Below are 19,141 nucleotides of genomic sequence, written 5' to 3' on the forward strand. Positions count from 1 at the left end.
AATAATTTGTACTTTTTTAGGATCATTCTGTAATTTTGCAGGTATGTTACAAGAGAACTTATATCAGCCTTTTGAGATAGAATACCGCGAATGTACAGAATGCCCGATAGATCCGCATAAACATAACTTTTTTGAACTGGTGTATATTGTGGAAGGCAGTGGGATGCAGTGTGTGAATAAGAACCAGCTACCATACAGCCCGGGAAAACTGTTCCTGGTAATGCCGCAGGACTGCCACTCGTTTGATGTACAGGAATCCACCAAATTCTTCTTCATCCGCTTCAATAACATCTACCTGCAAAATCAGCATAAAGACTGGATACAGCAGCTGGAATTTATTTTCCAGAATCATAACCACATGCCGGGGTGTATCTTAAAAAATAAAAATGATAAGCCGCTGGTGAAATCACTGGTAGAAGCGCTGATCCGCGAACTGGTGAACCAGCAGCCCTATCACCGGGAAATGGCCCAGCAGATTGTTAATACCATGATCATGGTGATTGCCCGGAATATCCTGCTGCAAATGCCCGAACAACCCAAACATCCCGCCAGGCAGGATGCTTCCATGAATATACTGCATTACATCCACGAAAATATTTACACCCCTGAAAAGCTGCGTGCAGAGCAGATTGCGTCCCACTTTAATATTTCGCCAACTTATCTGAGCGAATACTTCAAACGTAACAATGGCGACAGCTTACAGCAGTATATCACCCAATATAAACTGAAGCTGGTGGAAACAAGGCTGCAGTACAGCAGTATGCGGGTGGGAGAAATTGCGGATGAACTGGGCTTTACAGACGAAAGTCACCTGAACAGGATGTTTAAAAAATATAAAGGCGTAAATCCTTCTGCTTACCGGAAAGAGCTGCAGGCGCAGGATAACTGACGGGCATAAAAAAGCGCCCGCAGTATGCGGACGCTTTTTTACAATACCTTTTCTTTGTTACTATTCTTCGTCTTCTTCTTCCTCACCGTCATCTTCCAGCCACTCCATGTAAGAGTAGTACCAGTCTTCCAGCTGTTCCAGCAGTTCCTGTTTCTTTTCCGGAGCGCTTCTGTAGAATTCCTCTACATTATCGATTTCGTGAATGATATCGATGTAGGCAGTTTCTTCATCTTCTTCTACCCGTTTGGCAAAGAAGCGGGGTTTCTCGGTATGAAAAATATATTCATTTTCCGGATCTGTTACAGGATCGTCTGCAATCAGAAATTTAGGTAACTGTGCCATAAAGGAGTTATTTACTTTTAATGATGTTGTACTCTTTTCAAGAGCTACAAAATTATTGATAATTAGCTTATAAAAAACATGCAGTGGGAATGAATAAATTTATTGATTAAATTTCACATCTTTATAGTCGTTAAAACCCATACCATATGCAGCAATATTGGCTCAGATGGGAGAACTGGATGCAGCAGCACGCCCCCAGGTTGCTTAACATCCTCCATCCCGGCGTTACTTTTGAGGCGGTGGAATCTCTTGAAAAACTAATAGGAACGGCCATGCCGGCTTCCTTTAAAGCATTTTATGCTATTCACAACGGACAACAGAAAGCCAGGGCCGGGCTGGTAGACGCTGATCAACTGCTGAGCGTGGAAGACATCACCACCCAGTGGCATCACTGGAAAGACCTGCTGGATGCCGGAACTTTCAACTATCATGACGAACCCGTACTTTCCACACCGGATACCGGCATAAAAAACGACTGGTGGAATCCTTTATGGATCCCTTTTACCGGCGATGGCTTTGGTAATCACCTTTGTATTGACCTGGACCCTGCACCGGAAGGTAAACGCGGACAAGTGATTACGTTCTGGCACGACGACAGTCACCGGGCCATTGTAGCCGGTTCTTTTGAAGAATGGCTGCAGGATTATCTCACCGCCCTGGAAAAAGGAGAATATATTTTTGTAAAGAAATGGGGAATCGTGCATAAAGACACCTTCCTGAACTACAACGATTGATTATACTGTACCGGCGAACTGCCTGTCCACCGCTTGAAAGCCCTTGTAAAAGCACTTAACTCATTATAACCAAGCATCCAGGAAATATCTTTCAAGGGGTAATTACCGGAAGAAATATAATACACCGCCAGTGAATGCCGCACCGCATCTGCAATATCCTGATATTTTACACCTTCTTCTTTCAGTTTACGTTGTAAACTCCGGGGACTCAAATTGAAGTTAGCCGCCATGTCGTTCAGCGACGACACACCGAGGTATGAATTGGCCAGCAGGTAATTGTAGATCCTGTTTTGTAAGGTTTTCTGCTGACCAGCCGTTTGAGGTAAACTGCTTACCTTTTGCAGCAGCAGGTTCTGAAGCTCATAATTGGCCGTTAACAGCGGTTCGTCCCAATACCTGCTGTCAAATACCAATACATAGTCTCCCACCCGTTTTGAAGGCTTACAACGAAAAACGCGCTCATATTCAGCCGGGTCAGGAACGGTATAAGCCAGCCGGGCTGCCTGCGGCACTATTTTCTCCAGCAGCAAGCCATCCAGTTCGTGAATCACCATCATCAGTAAAAGATCAATCAGTTGGCGGAAAGCATACGGCGGCGCGGCGCCATAGTCGACCGCCGGCAGCAGCCGCACCGTGAAATTTTTAGCGGAGCGGGTTACTTCCATCCGGCACTGGTCCGTTACCAGGTGTGTTAGCGCCGCGGCATGCGTTAATGCCTCCCCCACGGTAGCGCTGCTCCGGATAATTTCTCCCACCACCCCCAACGCAGCAGGTTGCAGGGATTCACCGAAGTGCAATCCAAACAGGGGATCGTTGGTTAGCCGGGCCGCATTCAGCCACAGGTCCTGCAACTGCTGCGCAGTAACAGGCGCAGTATGGCTTTTTTTCAGTGCTGCCAGATCAATACCGGCCAGCTTACAGAGCTGTGCCGCATCTACATCCCGCTGCACAGCATATGCGATAATACTTAATACCAGCTGTTTCATATAGCAAAGGTATTTCGTACGGTGTTTACAAAAATCATCATGTCGGCAAATGGTAAGTAATTGTCGTGTAAAGGTAAACGATAAAGAGGTGCCGGGTAATAGCTTTGCATTATCAATTCATCAACAACTAAAAAGTATAAAAATGGAACAGCAAACATTACAGGTAGTAACCGATTTTGTAAACGCCGTACAACAGGTAAACCTTGAAAAATTAGGCGCACTGCTACACCCCGAAGTAAGCTGGGAACAACCGGGCAGCAACCGCTTCTCCGGTATCAAAAAGTCCAGCGGGGAAGTATTCCAGATGGTAGGCGGTATGTTTGAAGTATCACAAAATACGATGTCCCTGTCGGCCATCAAAACCATTGCGGTGAACGGCAACCAGGCGTCTGTAGTAATTACCTGGAAAGCATCCCGGCCGGGGGCAGAACTGCATACAGATAACGTAGACGTATATACGGTAGAAGATGGTAAAATTGTGGCAGCGAAAATATATGCGGAAGATATCAGTCAGGAAGATACTTTCTGGGGCAATTAATTGTAAGCATTCAACACGGGCAACACCTTCCGGACTACGGGCAGTCCGGAAGGTGTTTTTTTATGCATAAATAATCCCCCTGCTGTTACGGATAACAGTCATTTTTTTTAGCATCAGTTAATAAGGAGAAATCAACTACCGGTTATGTTACAGCTACGCGTTACTTTAATTCTCCCTGTGAGGTGTAGGAACAGATAGATACAGACCTTTCGATTACTTCACAGGCAGAGGGCTTACCGTAAATGAATATACGAAATTTTAATGACCCCGTCCCGGGAAAATCCCCGGTATGTACCAGCAATACGGTAAAAAGTACATCTGTAAAAAACTGTATTTCAATAAACAAATCAAGTGGCATTATTGTTGAATAATAACCAGCGTCAGGCAATCATTTTTTTTAAACTAAAATTAAAAACAATAAACATGAAAACTCCAAAACTGCTGATAGCTGCGGCCATAGGCGTAGCGGTAACACTGGCCGGCCAGCACACATTTGCACAAGGAATTGATAGTACCGCCAAAAAAATAGGGAACAAAACAGCCTCTATAGCTGTTAAAGGAGCCTCCACCATTACAGATAAAACCTTTAAAGGCAAGGAAGGCCCCAACGGAGAAACCGTTTACATCGATAAAAAAGACAGGAAATACATTGTAGACGGAAAAGGCAAAAAGGTGTATCTGAAGAAATCGCAGATACATGACAAGAAAAAAGACTAGATCTACACTGCCATAAAGTAAGCCGGCCAGGGAAACCTGCCGGCTTTTTTGTTGCCGGTAAAAACAGATATTGTTACGTATATTCATATTGCCAATAAATACCCGCTTATGCAACTGAAACCAGGCACCTGTTACAAGGTAAATACCAGGACCATTGCAGCGCTGCAGCAATTTGGGGAATACGAATTTGTGGTAGCGGTTATCCACGCCAACGACACCTCCGACAGCGTGGTGTTTGAACTCAAAAAATTGCTTGGACACTACAGCACCGAACAGGAACTAGCCACCCGGCAGGCCATCGAAACCCATGCCGATGGTTTTTCACTGGAAGATATCACCGGGCACCAGCTTAACCTGCTGCAATTTGAAAGAGAAAGCGCTTTTATAAAATGGATCGCAGAGGGCATTGCCGTTCCGTACGACTGTAACGCGTAAATAATTACTCGTAACGCAAGGCTTCAATAGGATCCAGCCGGGACGCCGCCTGCGCCGGATAGTAGCCAAAAAACACCCCCGTAAAAGCACAAACCACAAAAGAAAGGATAATAGAAGACTCCGATACCAGCGTAGGCCAGCCAAGCGTGAGCGTAATTACTTTGGCAGATGTAATCCCCAGCACCACCCCTATTAAGCCACCCGTTACGCTAATAATAATGGCTTCCACCAGGAACTGCAGTAAAATATCAATGCCCCTGGCGCCTATAGACATACGCAACCCTATTTCCCGGGTGCGTTCTGTAACAGATACATACATAATGTTCATGATACCAATACCACCAATCACCAGCGAAATACCGGCAATAGCGGTTAACAGGATAGTGAGCAAACTGGTGGTGGAACTCAGCGTTTTTATCAGCTCTTCCATTGTTCGTACCTGGAAATTATTTTCGTCGGCAGGCCGCAACCGGTGCGTGGTTCTGAGGATGTCTATAATTTCATTGGTAGCCTGATCAGAAGCGCCTTCACTCACCGCGGAAGCATAAATACTCTGGAAATAAATGGTAGCCAGGATACGCTTTTGCACGGTAGTGTATGGTGTCAGGATAATATCATCCTGGTCCTGCCCGAAAGAGCTTTGTCCTTTTGGCGCCAGCGTACCTATTACCTGTAACGGGATGGAACCCAGGCGGATCACCTTTCCTACGGGGCTTTCCCCACTGGGAAACAGGTTCTTGATCACGGTTTGGCCCAATACGCACACCTTTGCGGCGGTAGCCACGTCGGCATCAGAAAAACTGATGCCATCGTTCACCGTAAGCTTCCTGATATCAAAATAAGAAGGGGCCACTCCCTGCAGGGAAGTAGGCCAGTTCAGCGCCCCGTAAATGGCCTGTCCTTTGGTAGACGCCACCGGCGACACTGCGCTTACATATTCCGCATTCTTTTGTATGGCTAAAACGTCTGCAATGGTAAGCGACTGAAAGCTCTCTCCTCCTATTCTTACCCCACCGGCTACGTTACTGCTGGGCAAAATGGTGATCATATTAGACCCCATGCTGCTCAGTTGCGTCTGGATACTTTCCTTTGAACCCTGCCCGATAGCCACCATCGCAATAACGGCGGCTACACCGATGATAATCCCCAGCATGGTCAGGAATGCCCGCAGCTTATTACGCTGCAACGCCTTTAACGCTATCATTATGAGATTGATTGCACTCATGCTTTCGGTTAGTTAATAGTCTTCGGCCGGAGGCAATGCTGCCAGTGCTTCCTTTGCCGAGCGTACGTTTTCGTTCTTGCTGTCTTTCACCACTTTTCCATCGCGCAGCATCACCGTTCTGCTGCTGAATGCCGCTATATCCGGTTCGTGTGTAACGAATACAATCGTTTTGCCTTCCTGGTTCAGGTCCTGCATCAGGGCCATGATTTCGTAAGAAGTACGGGTATCCAGGTTACCGGTGGCTTCATCGGCCAGGATCATCACCGGCTGATTGACCAACGCCCTCGCAATGGCTACCCTTTGCTGTTGTCCGCCGGAAAGCTGGCTGGGGGTATGATCTTCCCGGTCTGCCAGCTTCACCGCCTGGAGGGCGCCCAGTGCCCGGTCGCGCCGCTCCTGCACAGATAGCTCCGGGTTGTAAAACAGCGGTAACTCCACGTTTTCCAATGCAGAGGTACGTGGTAACAGGTTGTATGCCTGGAACACAAATCCTATTTTATGATTCCTCAACCGCGCCAGTTCGTTGCGCGACAGGCCACTCACATTCACGCCATCCAGCAGGTAACTGCCCGAAGTAGGTTTATCGAGGCAGCCGAGAATATTGAGCAGCGTGGTTTTTCCGGAACCACTGCTTCCCATGATGGTGACAAACTCCCCGGCAAATACGTCAAAAGACACGCCCTTTAATGCGCGTACCGTTTCCGTCCCCATCACAAATTCACGCTTGATCTGCTGTAGTTCCAATATCTTGTTGCTGCTCATCGTCTTCGCCCTCCCATTTTTGGTAAAAACGGACTGGTACCACCCGCTGCCGCTACGGCTCCCCCGGCTGTGATACCTGTCACTACAATATCATTTTCGTTTAGCCCTGAGAGTACTTCAATATGTGTATTGTCGTTCAGTCCTGTTCTCACATGTTTTTGAACCAGCGTATCCCCGCGCAGTATCCATACATAATTGGAGGAACCTATGCGGGTGGTGCTTTTGAACTTACCGCCCGTGGTATCCTTTGTTTGCGCAGCATTGCGGGTTCTTCTCACTGCGCTTTGTATCACATAATCCTTTAACTGTACGGAGTCGGGAATAAATTTAAGCGCCTTTACAGGCAGCAGCAGGGCAGAGTCTTTCTCTGCCGTATAAATAGTAACATTGGCGGTCATACCTGGTTTCAGCTTCCTGTTGTCATTCGGCGCATTGATAATGGTATTGTAGGTAACCACATTGGAAGAAACCGAGGGCTGCAGCCTGATTTCCTGCACACGCCCGGCAAAAACATCTTCCAGGTAGGCATCTACGGTAAAGGTTACACGAAGTGAATCTTTTACATTGCCAATATCTGCTTCATCCACACTGGCTTCTACCTGCATTTTGGTGATATCCTTTGCAATTACAAACAAAGTAGGCGTGTTGAAACTGGCGGCTACTGTTTGTCCTACGCTTACATTCCGGTTAAGTACCACGCCGTCGATCGGTGAATGGATTTCTGTAAAGGAGAAGTTCTTTAATGATGAATTCAACTGGGCATTTACACTGGCAAGATTTGCTTTGGCCTGTCCTATCTGGTTGGCAGCAATGTCATAATCCGCTTTGCTGATGGCGCCTGTTTTATACAACAGCTCCTGCCGCTGAAAATTATTCTTCTGGTATTCCAGGTTAGTTTGCGCTACCTGCACGTTGGCCCGCAGCTGGTCTACCTGTGCCTGGAAAAGATCTTTATCCAGTTCCGCCAGCAGTTGTCCTTTTTTTACCTGGGTGTTAAAGTCCACGTACAGGTATTTGAGCGTACCGGACACCTGGGTACCCACCGCTACCGTATCAACCGGCTGAATGGTGCCGGTGGCGGTTACCGTAGTGGCAATGTGCCCGTATTCCGGTTTGGCGGTATCAAACCTAACCGGTTCTTCTTTCTTCCTGATAAAGAAAAACCAGATCGCCACCAGCAGCAGTATGATCACCACCGTTATGATAACACCTTTATATTTTCTCATACCTCAATTACATTTATAGTTTTACCGGTATGCCCCTGTAAAAATCATATATCCTGATGTTCAGAGCAGCATTGTATTTCGCCTGTATATAAGATTGTAATGCCTGTATATATAAATTCTTCTGCTGAAGAAAAACCACGATATTGGCAGCGCCCACCTTCAGTTGTTCGCTGGCAATCCGGTAACCTTCCTGTGAATATTTCAACTGCTCCACAGCAGCATCGTACTGCGATTGCGCATTGAGCACATCGATATAGGATTGTTCAATAGTTTGTGTAAGATTTGTTTTGGTATCCTGTAAAACCAGCTTCGACTGATCCACTTCTATTTTTGCTTTCTCCACATTGGTTTTCACGACCCGCCGGGTGAAGATGGGAACAGACAATGTGAGCCCTATCTGCTGATAAAAATTATTATCCATTTGCTTGAAATAGGCGCTGTTGGCTCCTCCGCTAACATAAGAAGATCCCAATGCCCCTCCTGCTGTAAGCGTGGGCAAATACCCCGCCCGCGCCTTTGCCAGGTCCAGGTTGGACACCTGGATACCCAGCTCGCTGCTTTTTACTTCCGGCCTGTTTGCCAGTGCGGAGTCCTGTACTTCCTGCAACGCATACAACCGGGTGTTGGTGATCAGCGTATCCGGTTCCTGGATTTCAAAATTGTAGCTGCTGGGTAGCTGCAACAGTTGTTTCAGCACCAGCTTGTTTTGCCGGTGCTGGTTTTCGGCGGTCACCAGCAGGTAACGGTCGTTCGATAACTGCGCCTTTAACTGCACCAGCCCTATCAGCGCGATGCTGCCCACATCATATTGTTGCTGTCCTTGTTTTACCTGGGCTTCGGAGGTGGCTACCACGTCCTGCACATATACAATGTTTTCTTTTGCCAACAGGATATTCAGATAGGCTTGTGTAATCAACACCGTGATATCATTCACCTGCTGCGCAATATTCAGTCCTGCCACCTGTGTGAGCAGGTTCTTCTGCTTAATATCATTATTCAGGTATCCTCCCTGGAAAAGCGTAACACTTGAATTAACACCATAGTTGCCGGTGGTATTTACCCTGTAAGAAGAATTGCCGGCGGCAGTGACAGATTTACCACCATTAAGATCCTGGGAAACCGAGCCGGTAAGGTTAGGCAGCTTTGCGGCGCGTGACAGCAACAGATCCTGGTCACTGCTCATTTTGCTCAGGCGCAGGCTGTTTAACTGGATATTGTTTTTCAGCGCATAATCGAAACACTGCTGTAAATTCCATTGTGCCGGGAGTTGCAGCATGGTGCTATCCTGCGCGTTCAGCCGGGGCTTCACTGACAATAGAAAAATAAAAATGAGTAGAAACTTTCCGGGCTGTCTGAAAAACATCATCGTATAATCATTGATGTTAGTAAAGGCTACAACTGGAATAAGGGGCCAAATGACAATACAAGATAACAAATTATTTATCTTCATACATCAGGGGCGTTGCCTTATTAACGAAAAACGGACCTATAGAAAGATAATAACGGATAAGTGCTCCGTTTGTTCTCTCCATAGATCCGTAAATTACCATCTCCGTCCTATCGACTTCTTGCCTGTCCTGTTGGCCTATTATATTGCGTTCTTAAATGTAGCGTTTGATCTGCCGGTGCCCTGCGGAGGGCCCTGGTGCCAGTTTTCGTCGTAGTATACAAAAAATGCCATCCAGATGGTGCGGGACCATCGCATCAGCAGGGGTTGCAGTATTATCAGCAGCAGGGCGTTTACGCCAAGCCACCAGAAAATCCGGTTGTCGTAAATGGAGAAGCCAATGAACAGCCACCAGGCGATAAGACTGGCCACGCATACGGCGATGGACAGTGCATAGCTCACATAGCCGGTACCGTAATAAAAACCTACTTCCACTTCCACCGGCTGACCGCATACCGGGCAAACATCGGGCATCTTTAAACAGTTTTTCAGGTCATAGGGATTTTGGGTAGTATAGATAGCCCCTCTTCTGCAACGGGCGCACTTGTTCCCCAACAGGCTTTTCAGCAGGTTGGGTTTTACATTATTTTTATCTGCACACATATAATGAAAGATTTATCAGGAAATATTTTTCCGGAACTCTTCCGGTGTTGTTCCTGCGTATTTTTTAAAAAACTTGGTGAAGTAAGAATTGTCCGCAAAATTGAGCTGGTAGGCGATAGCGGCAATACTCATATCTGCATTGATTAATAATCGTTTTGCTTCCAGCAGTACCCGGTCGCGGATAATTTCCCCGGCCGATTTCCCTAACATATGCCGGCAAAAGGCATTGAGATAGTTAGGTGTTACATACAGCAGGGCAGCATATTCTTTCGGTAACCGCAACTGCATATAATGCTGTTCTACCAGTTTGCGGAAATTGCGCAGCAGCACATAATTATGCGGCAACTCCTGCCGCGATTCACCCTGCCTGCTGGCGCGGCTTACCGCGATAAACATTCCCAGCACCTGCAACCGCAGCATATCCTGGCTGTAAGCCTGCTCACCTTTTATTTCTTTCAGCATGCCTTCAAACTGCGCAGTTACCACGGGAATGGCGGCTTTGGGAAGTTGTACCACTCCTTCTGCACTCACCCCGCTGAAAAAAGGAAACCGTTCCACGTAGTCCGCATCCTGCAGGAAAGCATTAAAGAACCCGGCAGATACATTCATTACGTAACCTTCTATCTCACCGGAAAAAAACCAGCTATGTACCTGGCCGGGTACCATAAAATATAATTGCCCCGGCTTTACCGGGAATTTTTCAAAGTCGATCGTATGGCTTCCACTCCCGGCAGTAAAAAATGCCAGATGATAAAACGAATGCCGGTGTGGGAAATGAATATCCCGGTGTGCTGCCAGGTAATCTGAAAACCTGGCCACCAGTATATCCTCAGATGCCGGCTTTCCCATAGCCAGAGAACAGATATCGTATGTTGGAATGAGCGCCTTTGACATGATGCAACAAAGGTACAAAGGAAGTGGGAACGGGGGTTGTGGTATTAGGGGCTTTAATGGTACTTTTTACTTATGATGATAATATCTGTGATGATCCGGGCGGATCATCACAGATATTACAGGAGCGATCTTTATTGCTTTACATATTTCATCAGCCATTCGTCCATTTCCCACAGCATATGCAGGATACTTTCCTGGGCGGCATAGCCATGGCTTTCCTGTGGCAGGAATACCAGGCGCGCCGTACCGCCGTTGCCTTTAATGGCGTTGTACAGTCGTTCGCTCTGGATAGGGAATGTACCGGAGTTATTATCGGCTTCCCCGTGAATGAGGAGGATAGGCGTTTTCAACTTATCGGCATAAGAGAAAGGCGACATTTTATAATACACTTCCGGCGCCTGCCAGTAGGTGCGTTGTTCGTTCTGGAATCCGAATGGTGTTAAAGTACGGTTATAGGCGCCACTGCGGGAAATACCTGCTTTGAACAGGTTCGTATGTGCCAGCAGGTTAGAAGTCATAAAGGCGCCGTAAGAATGGCCACCCACTGCTATACGGTCCTTATCGCCCACGCCCATTTCCGTGATCTTGTTTACGGCAGCTTCCGCATTCATCACCAGCTGGTCGATAAAAGTATCATTGGGTTCTTTATCGCCCTCCCCTACAATAGGCATTTCGGTAGCATCCATTACCGCAAAGCCGCGGGTTACCCAAAAGATAGGCGAACCATAATTTACGCGGGTAAATCTATAGGCAGAACCACGTACCTGGGCAGCATCGCTGGCAGATTTATATTCGCGTGGATAAGCCCACATCAGCACCGGCAGGCGGCCGTCTTTGGCGGAGTCATAGCCTTCCGGCAGGTATAACATAGCGGTGAGATCCACCCCATCTTTGCGTTTGTATTTCAGCAGTTGTTTCTGCACGCCTTTCAGTTGTGGTTGTGGATGAGGAAATGCCGTGAGCGCCACGGATGTTTTCTTTTTCAGATTTTGCAGGTAGTAGTTTACGGGAGATAAAACCGATTCACGTGCTGTCACTACCACGAGCCTGGCAGGATCAATCACATCGGCCACCTGCTCGTAGTAAGGCGCAGCAGAGCGCCACAGGATATTTTGTTTGCCGGTATTTAAATTAAAAGAAGACAGGAATGGGCGGTCTCCTTCAGGAGAAGCACCTGGCGCCGTCATCAGCAGTTCATGCGAAGGCGACACGTATAATACAGATCGGTTGTATTGGTTCTTTATAGTTACAGGGGTTCCCGGATCGTTGTAACGGTCGTTTTCAGAACGATCGATCAGCGTAACCGGCGCCTGCGAAGGGTTAGCAGGGTTTATACGGCTCACCTTTACTTTCTGCTGCGTGCTGTTGGCATCAGATACCAGTGCGAGCTGGTTGTTGGCCCAACTGATGCCGGCAAAGCGGTTCACTGTTTTCACCAGTTCCTGCGGCGTGGCGCTGAAGGGAGCTGGCAAGGTATTCACTACATCGCGGAAGGGCACTTCCTTTTTAGGATCGCCGCCATCGAGGGCCTGTACCCACCAGATAGTGGCTGGTGCATCGTTGCGCCAGGAGAAGTAACGGGGATAGTTGCTGGTGGCATCAAAACCTTTGGGACGCACTTCATCCAGCGGGTTGCTGGCGAGTTTCTTTACCAGTTCGCCATTCATTTTCCATATCTCTACTTCAGTAGGAAAACGGTGGGCGCCTACCAGGTAGGAATATGGACGGTGCAAACTTTCCATCAGCAGGTATTGATTATCCGGCGATGGGGAAGCTGTTACATAAATAGCGGGTTTACCGATTACCTGTTCGCCGGTAGCGCTGATAATCACTGGTTCGGACTGAAAGTAATAATCGAACAACTGCTCGTCGTATGGATTTTTCAGCATGTCCTGGTAAGTGGCTGCCGGCGCGGCTTTACCGGAGGTTTGCTGTACAGTGGGGCCAGCCGGAGCCACTGGTTTCTGCGGTGCTTTGCCAATAGCCGCAGGTACGGCCAGTGCCAGGATGCGGTTATCATCGATCCAGGTAAATGCCGGGCCTGCAATATCGTTGAGGGCGCGGGTGCTTTGTTGTGTGGCGGCGCCGGTAGCAACATCCGCTTTCCATAAAGTAATACGGCTGTTGTCTGTGAGGGTGAAAGCAATGCTTTTCTGTGATGGCGACCAGCTGATATTGCCGATGCGTGCATTGGCGGGCAGGCCGGTTACCGCGTATTCGTTGTTGCCTTTAATATTTTTAATACGGATAGCGGTGATGTAACCTGCGCGGCTGGGACCAAAGTTAGCCGGGTTGATACGCGCTCCCGCCAATTTGTATTCCGGTTGCGATAATTCTTCAATAGTCGGGTAACTGGTTCGCTCCATGATCAGCATCAAATCTCCTTTGCTGCTAAAGTCCGTTGATGGCGAAGGGGCTGCCATCGCCAGTTCCAGGATACTCTTTGGAGGAGTCTGGTACTTCAGCGCATCTTGCGCATAGGTGTGGAAAGTGATGAATAAGGATAATGACAGAATAAGTTTTCTCATATAGCAGTTGATGTTAATAAGCAATCCGGCCAAAATAAACTTATTGCCACAGTTCGCAAAGCAGAAAATGATAAGCGTTATCCATCTCCCTAAAAAAAGATAAAAAGAATAAAAAGTTCTATTACCTTTGCAAACATCAGATGATATGATGACTACAAATAATTCTCCTTTAAAACGACTCAGCCTGGCTGAAGAGGTGGCAGACCGCCTGCAGGAACTGATTACGTCCGGCAAATATGCAGTAGGCCAGCAGTTGCCTACAGAACCGGAGCTGATGCTGCAGTTTTCCGTAGGGCGTTCCAGCATCCGGGAAGCGGTGAAAATACTGGCTCACCGGGGACTGGTGCGGGTACAACAGGGGCTCGGCACCTTTGTGTTATCGCAATCGGGCACCGGGGAAGCGCTGTCGCAGCGGTTGCAGCGGGCCGATTTCAAAGACCTGAATGAAGTGCGCTTCCTGCTGGAAGTAAAAATTGCGGAGAAAGCCGCCATGCACCGCAATAACAAGGATATTGAAAAGATGAAAAGCTTCCTGAAAAAGCGTTTTGAATATGCATCCGGTAACCAGCTGGAACTTTGTATCCAGGCGGATATCTGCTTTCATAATGCCATAGCAGAAGCAGGCAAAAATGAAATAATGCGCGACCTGTACAGAATAGTGGCAGAGCATCTGAAAAAGTCGTTCCTCCTGCGTTATGCCAACACGGATTCATTTACTGACACGCAGCATTATCACGATGCACTGCTGCAAAGCATTATAGATAAAGACCCAAAGAAGGCGCTGATTTGGGCAACGAAAATCAGTAACCACGGCAAATAATTTTTTTACCCTAAAACATCAGATGATCTGATCTTAAAAGAAGAAAAAATGGAAACAACATTACCAGAACAGCCCAAAGCCGCCGCACAACAGGCAGCACAGCAAACGGTGCTGTCTATCCTATTGGCGTTGAGTTTTACCCACTTCCTGAACGACACCTTACAATCGCTTATTCCCGCGATGTACCCGGTACTTAAAAATTCACTGAAACTAAATTTCACACAGGTAGGGCTTATCACGCTCACCTTCCAGATGTCCGCATCCCTGCTGCAGCCACTGGTGGGCCTGTATACCGATAAAAAGCCACAGCCCTATTCACTGGCTATTGGCATGAGCTTCTCCTTGCTTGGACTGGTATGTTTATCATTGTCGCAGAGCTTCCCGATGGTACTGATATCTGTAGGCCTGGTAGGCGTTGGTTCTGCGGTGTTTCACCCCGAAGCCTCCCGGCTTGCACACATGGCCTCCGGCGGAAAACATGGCATGGCGCAATCCCTGTTCCAGGTAGGCGGCAACGCCGGTAGCTCACTGGGTCCATTACTGGCCGCGATGGTGATTGTTCCCTTCGGACAGTTTCATGTGATCTGGTTTTCTATAGCTGCATTGCTGGCGATTGTGGTTATGCTGAATATCAGCAAATGGTACCTTTCCAACACACACCGCATCAAACCAAAAAAAGCGGCGCTGGAGCTGAACAGGCCGAAACTATCCAATTCCACCGTGATCTTTTCACTGGGCATCCTGCTGGTGCTGATCTTCTCCAAATACTTTTACATGGCCAGCATGACCAGCTACTATACTTTTTACCTGATGGACCGTTTCCATATTTCAACGCAGGCGTCGCAGGTATACCTGTTTATCTTCCTGTTTGCAGTAGCGGCGGGCACCTTTATCGGCGGGCCTGTTGGCGACCGTATCGGGCGTAAGTATGTGATCTGGATCTCCATCCTGGGCGTGGCGCCGTTTTCATTGCTGCTGCCACATGCCACCTTGTTCTGGACGGCTGTACTCAGTGTATTCATTGGCGTTATACTCTCTTCCGCTTTCTCTGCCATTCTTGTTTATGCGCAGGAACTGGTGCCGGGTAAAGTAGGTATGATTGCAGGATTATTTTTTGGTCTTGCTTTTGGTATGGCCGGCGTAGGCTCCGCCCTGCTGGGCCGTCTTGCGGATGCCACCAGTATCTCCTATGTATACCAGGTTTGCGCTTATCTTCCTTTAATAGGGCTCCTTACCGGTTTGTTACCGAACCTTGAAAAAAAGAAATAACCACATTTAGCGGAGGCGATGGCCTCCGCTAAATTCGCATACATTCGCAGCACTAAAACAATTCTTATGTGGAAAGGCATACTGCTTGTGCTTCTTGGCGCATGCAGCTTTGGGATATTATCAACGATCGTTAAATCGGGCTATCAGCAAGGATATACATTAGGCGAATTATGCAGTGTGCAGGCGGGTTTCGGGATGCTGGCGTTATGGATCATCCAGGCATTTTCCGGTAAAAAAACAATGGGCTTAAACAATAAAGATGCCCGCACCTGCTTTATCCTGGGCAGTTCCACGGGCCTGGTAAGCATCACTTATTATCAGAGTGTACAATATATCCCGGCCAGTATCGCTATCATATTGTTGATGCAGTTTACCTGGATGAGTATGCTGGCAGAATGGATCATCTATAAAAAGCGGCCTTCCCCCGTACAATGGCTCGCGGTGTTTTTTATTCTTGGCGGTACCCTGCTGGCCGGAGGCGTATTTAATCACACTGAAACCACGCTGAACTGGAAAGGCATTGGTTTTGGTTTGCTGGCAGCTCTCTGTTACACGGTATTTATAGTGGTGAGCGGCCGGGTGGCCGCATCACTGGGGCCGGTGCTGAAGAGCGCCTGGATTGTTACCGGCGCATTTGTGCTCATTACCCTGATCTTTCCCCCGCTGTACCTGTTTAATGGCCGTTTTACCGGTACCAGCCTGTGGATCTGGGGTATTCCCCTCTCCCTTTTCGGTACGGTGCTGCCGCCCTTCCTTTTTTCAAAGGGGATGCCCCAAACGGGGGTATCGCTGGGCGCCATCCTCAGCGCCGCCGAGCTGCCTGTGGCTATGCTGGCGGCTACCATTTTCCTTCATGAATCCGTGTCTTCCCTGCAAATCCTCGGCGTAGCCATCATATTAAGCGCTATTGCTATGGCGAATCTGAAACGCCGGAAATGAAAACCCATGAGGTGTTTTTTTTATTTATCTTTGCACCCTCTATTAGTGATTTACGAACTGTTTTTTCATGAAAGCATTTAATTTTTTTATTCTATATCGCCTCCCGATCGGTATTGTATTACTGGCAGGTGGTATTGCGCTGGGCCTTACTGTTGGCTGGTGGGAAGCCACCATTGTGCTGGTGCTGGCACTGGTTTGTTTGGTAACACACGTGATGTTTGGTCCCATGAGAATGGTACAGGAAGCCGTGGAAGCCGGTGACATTGAAAGGGCCACCGCCCTGATGAACCAGGTGAAGTTCCCGAAACTGCTGTACAAACCCATCCGCTCTGTATATTATTTTATGCAAAGCAACATGGCCATGTATTCCAATGATCTTGATAAAGCTGAATCCACCATCCGCCAAAGCATTAACTCTGGCAGTCCGATGAAGGAATATGAGGGGATGCAGTATTTTCAGCTGGGCACTATCGCCTACCAGAAAAACGACCTGAAAACAGCCGATCAGAACCTGAAAATTGCGATGCGCAAAGGCTTGCCTGACAAGGAAAACACGGCAGCAGCCCTGTTAACCCTGGCTTCTATTGCCATGAGCCGCCGCGACTTCAAATCCGCCAAAGAATATTTCCGCAGGGCCAAAGCTCAAAAGCCTACCACTGCGCAGATCGTAAGCCAGATCAAAGAAATGGATAAATATATTTCCCGGATGCCGGGATAAGTAAATTGCCCCTGGCAATTTGCCTTTGAAAATGCAGTGGAGATAAAGTAACCTAACCTTTGTCCCTGCTGCATTTTTATTTTGATAAACCTTCAACTAATATTTCGCGGATGCAATTTAAACTTTACACGTCCTTACTTTTATCTGTTGTGCTGTACACCGCTGCTACCGCACAGGATACCAGCCGTATCAGCCAGCTTAATGAAATTACCGTTACCGCCGTTAAAGGCCCCCAGAAGGCCGGGGAAACCGGCAAGGTTGTCACCATCCTTTCACATGAATACCTGCAGCGGAACAGCGGCAGGAGCATCGCCGGCATCCTCAACCAGCAAACCGGCCTGATCATCAACGGCGCCGAAAACAACCCGGGCACTGTACCAAACGTATACATGCGCGGAGCATCCAACGGCAACACCCTGATCCTCGTAGACGGGCTGCCGGTAAGCGACGCTTCCCAGATCAATAATACTTTTGATCTCAACTTCATTTCACCCGACCAGGTAGAACGGATCGAAATACTCCGGGGCAGCCAGTCGACCCTCTATGGCTCCAATGCCGTAGCAGGCGTGATCAACATCATTACCCGTAAAACCGGCGATAAGAAGTTCGGTGTGGGCGCCACTGCCAGCTATGGCAGCTACCACGATTTTCTGGGCAATGTAAATGTGCACGGCAATGTTAACCGCTTCTCTTACCTGGTAAGTTATAAACATGAAAAAACCAGGGGCTTCTCCGATGCCTACGACTCCACCTACAAGGCCGGATTTGATAAAGACGGCTTCCGGCAAAACAGCGTTTTTGCCAAACTGGGGCTGGCAGCAGGAAAACGCTGGAATTTCGGCTACCTGCTGAACTACAGCAACTATCGCCACGACCTGGATGAAGGCGGCTATAAAGATGAAACGGATTACAACGGCAAATCAAAATACCTGCTCAATGGCCTCACCAGCGAATACCGGTTTAAAAACGGCTCCTGGCATGTATTATACAGCTACCAGCATACCAAACGGGATATCTTAAATGATTCAGGCTATGTGGGCGTGGGCGCCTACGCCCGGTACGACAGCTCCCTGTTTACCGCCAACACCCACCAGGTGGAAAGCTATGTGAACCTGGACCTGAGCAGCCGGATAAGGCTGATCGGAGGCGCTGCCTTTAACCGCTCCGCCACCGACCAAAAGGACTTTCTCCAAAGTACCTACAGCCCCGGAATTGATACCACCACCTTATCGCCGGATAGCTCGCATACCAGCCAGATCAGCGTATATGCCTCGTTCCTGCTGCACAACATGGGAGGCTTTAATCTCGAAGTGGGGGGCCGGTTTAATCACCACAGCCGATATGGTAATAACCAAACCTTCTCCATCAATCCATCTTACCTGATCAACCCACATCATAAAGTATTTATCAATATTTCTTCTGCCTACAGCGTTCCTACCTTATACCAGCTGTATGCAAAAGGCTACGGTAACCAGGATCTGAAGCCGGAAACCACTACCAGCTATGAAGCCGGCTACCAGGCGGATGTGGTTAACGGCAAAATAGACTTCCGCGTAACCGGTTTTGCCCGCAATACCCGCGACCTGGTGATCTTTTACTTTGATCCTGTCACCTTTTTCAGCCAGTACCGCAATGCCAATAAACAAAAGGCTTATGGTGCTGAAGTGGAAGCCACCTGGAGAATTACCAGGGCGCTGCAGCTAACCGCCAATTACACCTATGTAGATGGCCGTGTTACGGTGAACCAGAACGGTAAGGACTCTTCCTACTACAACCTGTACCGGGTGCCCAAACACGCGGTGAATGCCACTTTAGGCTACCAGGCCACCCAGGCGCTATATGTGGCCGCCACCTGTAAATACATAGATAAACGGTTTGAGGGAACCCGGCCAATGGGGGATTATTATACCGTGGATTTATATGGTGAATATAAATTTGGTAACTTGCTTAAAATTTTCGCCGGTTTCAGAAATATTACAGATTATCAGTATTTTGATATTTCGGGTTATAATTCACGCCGGTTCAACTTTAATACCGGTATTGTATTTAATTTGTAAACATTAAAACCA

At 48.0% G+C, this 19,141-nt stretch carries 19 protein-coding genes; 10 read left to right on the forward strand and 9 right to left on the reverse strand.

Going from position 1 to position 19,141, the window contains the following annotated elements:
- The first annotated feature begins 43 nt into the window (after nt 1-43).
- Nucleotides 44-889 carry an AraC family transcriptional regulator gene (locus B5Z18_RS19145; protein ID WP_079471105.1) on the forward strand — a complete coding sequence of 282 codons (846 nt, stop codon included), beginning with the start codon at nt 44-46 and terminating at the stop codon, nt 887-889.
- A gap of 60 nt (nt 890-949) precedes the next feature.
- Here the strand turns inward: B5Z18_RS19145 and B5Z18_RS19150 are convergent, their stop codons facing one another.
- Nucleotides 950-1,231 (reverse strand): hypothetical protein, encoded by a 282-nt coding sequence (locus tag B5Z18_RS19150; protein WP_079471106.1) that lies wholly within the window; start codon nt 1,229-1,231, stop codon nt 950-952.
- Between the two features lie 146 nt (nt 1,232-1,377).
- Here B5Z18_RS19150 and B5Z18_RS19155 point away from each other — a divergent pair, with 146 nt between their 5' ends.
- Nucleotides 1,378-1,965 (forward strand): SMI1/KNR4 family protein, encoded by a 588-nt coding sequence (locus B5Z18_RS19155; RefSeq protein ID WP_079471107.1) that lies wholly within the window; start codon nt 1,378-1,380, stop codon nt 1,963-1,965.
- Here B5Z18_RS19155 and B5Z18_RS19160 read toward each other — a convergent pair.
- Entirely contained in the window at nt 1,953-2,951 is a 999-nt protein-coding gene (locus B5Z18_RS19160) for an AraC family transcriptional regulator (protein WP_079471108.1), read from the reverse strand. The genes B5Z18_RS19155 and B5Z18_RS19160 overlap by 13 nt on opposite strands.
- Before the next feature lie 142 nt (nt 2,952-3,093).
- Here B5Z18_RS19160 and B5Z18_RS19165 point away from each other — a divergent pair, with 142 nt between their 5' ends.
- The 3 genes from B5Z18_RS19165 to B5Z18_RS19180 all read left to right on the forward strand — a co-directional run bounded on the left by B5Z18_RS19165 (nt 3,094) and on the right by B5Z18_RS19180 (nt 4,641).
- On the forward strand, nt 3,094-3,489 hold the full coding sequence (locus B5Z18_RS19165; RefSeq protein WP_079471109.1) for a nuclear transport factor 2 family protein: 396 nt from the start codon (nt 3,094-3,096) through the stop codon (nt 3,487-3,489).
- A gap of 423 nt (nt 3,490-3,912) precedes the next feature.
- The gene (locus B5Z18_RS19175) at nt 3,913-4,206 is read left to right on the forward strand and encodes a hypothetical protein (RefSeq protein ID WP_111579877.1); all 294 of its coding nucleotides are present in this window, start codon (nt 3,913-3,915) and stop codon (nt 4,204-4,206) included.
- 108 nt (nt 4,207-4,314) lie between these two features.
- Nucleotides 4,315-4,641: a hypothetical protein gene (locus tag B5Z18_RS19180; protein ID WP_133256261.1), complete on the forward strand. Its 327-nt coding sequence runs from the start codon at nt 4,315-4,317 to the stop codon at nt 4,639-4,641.
- A 4-nt stretch (nt 4,642-4,645) separates the two neighbouring features.
- On the opposite strand, the gene B5Z18_RS19185 is transcribed toward B5Z18_RS19180, so the two are convergent.
- The 7 genes from B5Z18_RS19185 to B5Z18_RS19215 form a co-directional block, all read right to left on the reverse strand.
- On the reverse strand, nt 4,646-5,866 hold the full coding sequence (locus B5Z18_RS19185; protein ID WP_079471113.1) for an ABC transporter permease: 1,221 nt from the start codon (nt 5,864-5,866) through the stop codon (nt 4,646-4,648).
- A gap of 12 nt (nt 5,867-5,878) precedes the next feature.
- Nucleotides 5,879-6,628 (reverse strand): ABC transporter ATP-binding protein, encoded by a 750-nt coding sequence (locus B5Z18_RS19190; protein WP_079471114.1) that lies wholly within the window; start codon nt 6,626-6,628, stop codon nt 5,879-5,881.
- Complete coding sequence (locus B5Z18_RS19195; RefSeq protein ID WP_079471115.1) at nt 6,625-7,854, reverse strand: efflux RND transporter periplasmic adaptor subunit; 1,230 nt, start codon at nt 7,852-7,854, stop codon at nt 6,625-6,627. The genes B5Z18_RS19190 and B5Z18_RS19195 overlap by 4 nt, the downstream gene beginning before the upstream one ends.
- 13 nt (nt 7,855-7,867) lie before the next feature.
- The gene (locus B5Z18_RS19200; protein ID WP_235015966.1) at nt 7,868-9,220 is read right to left on the reverse strand and encodes a TolC family protein; all 1,353 of its coding nucleotides are present in this window, start codon (nt 9,218-9,220) and stop codon (nt 7,868-7,870) included.
- Nucleotides 9,221-9,442: 222 nt separating this feature from the next.
- Nucleotides 9,443-9,904, reverse strand: coding sequence for a DUF983 domain-containing protein (locus B5Z18_RS19205; RefSeq protein WP_079471116.1), 462 nt, complete (start codon nt 9,902-9,904; stop codon nt 9,443-9,445).
- 15 nt (nt 9,905-9,919) lie between these two features.
- On the reverse strand, nt 9,920-10,798 hold the full coding sequence (locus B5Z18_RS19210) for a helix-turn-helix domain-containing protein (RefSeq protein ID WP_079471117.1): 879 nt from the start codon (nt 10,796-10,798) through the stop codon (nt 9,920-9,922).
- Nucleotides 10,799-10,929: 131 nt separating this feature from the next.
- Nucleotides 10,930-13,326, reverse strand: a complete 2,397-nt coding sequence (locus tag B5Z18_RS19215; RefSeq protein WP_079471758.1) for a S9 family peptidase — start codon at nt 13,324-13,326, stop codon at nt 10,930-10,932.
- A 145-nt stretch (nt 13,327-13,471) separates the two neighbouring features.
- On the opposite strand from B5Z18_RS19215, the gene B5Z18_RS19220 reads away from it, so the two are divergent.
- From B5Z18_RS19220 to B5Z18_RS19240, 5 genes are all read left to right on the forward strand, one after another.
- Complete coding sequence (locus tag B5Z18_RS19220) at nt 13,472-14,146, forward strand: FadR/GntR family transcriptional regulator (RefSeq protein ID WP_235015967.1); 675 nt, start codon at nt 13,472-13,474, stop codon at nt 14,144-14,146.
- 48 nt (nt 14,147-14,194) lie between these two features.
- Nucleotides 14,195-15,415, forward strand: coding sequence for an MFS transporter (locus B5Z18_RS19225; RefSeq protein ID WP_079471119.1), 1,221 nt, complete (start codon nt 14,195-14,197; stop codon nt 15,413-15,415).
- Between the two features lie 66 nt (nt 15,416-15,481).
- Nucleotides 15,482-16,354 (forward strand): EamA family transporter, encoded by an 873-nt coding sequence (locus B5Z18_RS19230; RefSeq protein WP_079471120.1) that lies wholly within the window; start codon nt 15,482-15,484, stop codon nt 16,352-16,354.
- Between the two features lie 67 nt (nt 16,355-16,421).
- Nucleotides 16,422-17,072, forward strand: a complete 651-nt coding sequence (locus B5Z18_RS19235) for a tetratricopeptide repeat protein (protein WP_079471121.1) — start codon at nt 16,422-16,424, stop codon at nt 17,070-17,072.
- Nucleotides 17,073-17,182: 110 nt separating this feature from the next.
- Nucleotides 17,183-19,129 carry a TonB-dependent receptor plug domain-containing protein gene (locus B5Z18_RS19240; protein ID WP_143313646.1) on the forward strand — a complete coding sequence of 649 codons (1,947 nt, stop codon included), beginning with the start codon at nt 17,183-17,185 and terminating at the stop codon, nt 19,127-19,129.
- The last annotated feature ends 12 nt before the right edge of the window (nt 19,130-19,141 follow it).

Origin of the sequence: Chitinophaga ginsengisegetis, from assembly GCF_900168065.1 — a bacterium.
Lineage (GTDB): Bacteria > Bacteroidota > Bacteroidia > Chitinophagales > Chitinophagaceae > Chitinophaga > Chitinophaga ginsengisegetis.

What these genes read in the sequence shown, in the direction of transcription:
- B5Z18_RS19145 (WP_079471105.1), top strand. Translation starts at nt 44, where the DNA reads ATGTTACAAGAGAACTTATATCAGCCTTTTGAGATAGAATACCGCGAA.
- B5Z18_RS19150 (WP_079471106.1), bottom strand. Translation starts at nt 1,231, where the DNA reads ATGGCACAGTTACCTAAATTTCTGATTGCAGACGATCCTGTAACAGAT.
- B5Z18_RS19155 (WP_079471107.1), top strand. Translation starts at nt 1,378, where the DNA reads ATGCAGCAATATTGGCTCAGATGGGAGAACTGGATGCAGCAGCACGCC.
- B5Z18_RS19160 (WP_079471108.1), bottom strand. Translation starts at nt 2,951, where the DNA reads ATGAAACAGCTGGTATTAAGTATTATCGCATATGCTGTGCAGCGGGAT.
- B5Z18_RS19165 (WP_079471109.1), top strand. Translation starts at nt 3,094, where the DNA reads ATGGAACAGCAAACATTACAGGTAGTAACCGATTTTGTAAACGCCGTA.
- B5Z18_RS19175 (WP_111579877.1), top strand. Translation starts at nt 3,913, where the DNA reads ATGAAAACTCCAAAACTGCTGATAGCTGCGGCCATAGGCGTAGCGGTA.
- B5Z18_RS19180 (WP_133256261.1), top strand. Translation starts at nt 4,315, where the DNA reads ATGCAACTGAAACCAGGCACCTGTTACAAGGTAAATACCAGGACCATT.
- B5Z18_RS19185 (WP_079471113.1), bottom strand. Translation starts at nt 5,866, where the DNA reads ATGAGTGCAATCAATCTCATAATGATAGCGTTAAAGGCGTTGCAGCGT.
- B5Z18_RS19190 (WP_079471114.1), bottom strand. Translation starts at nt 6,628, where the DNA reads ATGAGCAGCAACAAGATATTGGAACTACAGCAGATCAAGCGTGAATTT.
- B5Z18_RS19195 (WP_079471115.1), bottom strand. Translation starts at nt 7,854, where the DNA reads ATGAGAAAATATAAAGGTGTTATCATAACGGTGGTGATCATACTGCTG.
- B5Z18_RS19200 (WP_235015966.1), bottom strand. Translation starts at nt 9,220, where the DNA reads ATGATGTTTTTCAGACAGCCCGGAAAGTTTCTACTCATTTTTATTTTT.
- B5Z18_RS19205 (WP_079471116.1), bottom strand. Translation starts at nt 9,904, where the DNA reads ATGTGTGCAGATAAAAATAATGTAAAACCCAACCTGCTGAAAAGCCTG.
- B5Z18_RS19210 (WP_079471117.1), bottom strand. Translation starts at nt 10,798, where the DNA reads ATGTCAAAGGCGCTCATTCCAACATACGATATCTGTTCTCTGGCTATG.
- B5Z18_RS19215 (WP_079471758.1), bottom strand. Translation starts at nt 13,326, where the DNA reads ATGAGAAAACTTATTCTGTCATTATCCTTATTCATCACTTTCCACACC.
- B5Z18_RS19220 (WP_235015967.1), top strand. Translation starts at nt 13,472, where the DNA reads ATGATGACTACAAATAATTCTCCTTTAAAACGACTCAGCCTGGCTGAA.
- B5Z18_RS19225 (WP_079471119.1), top strand. Translation starts at nt 14,195, where the DNA reads ATGGAAACAACATTACCAGAACAGCCCAAAGCCGCCGCACAACAGGCA.
- B5Z18_RS19230 (WP_079471120.1), top strand. Translation starts at nt 15,482, where the DNA reads ATGTGGAAAGGCATACTGCTTGTGCTTCTTGGCGCATGCAGCTTTGGG.
- B5Z18_RS19235 (WP_079471121.1), top strand. Translation starts at nt 16,422, where the DNA reads ATGAAAGCATTTAATTTTTTTATTCTATATCGCCTCCCGATCGGTATT.
- B5Z18_RS19240 (WP_143313646.1), top strand. Translation starts at nt 17,183, where the DNA reads ATGCAATTTAAACTTTACACGTCCTTACTTTTATCTGTTGTGCTGTAC.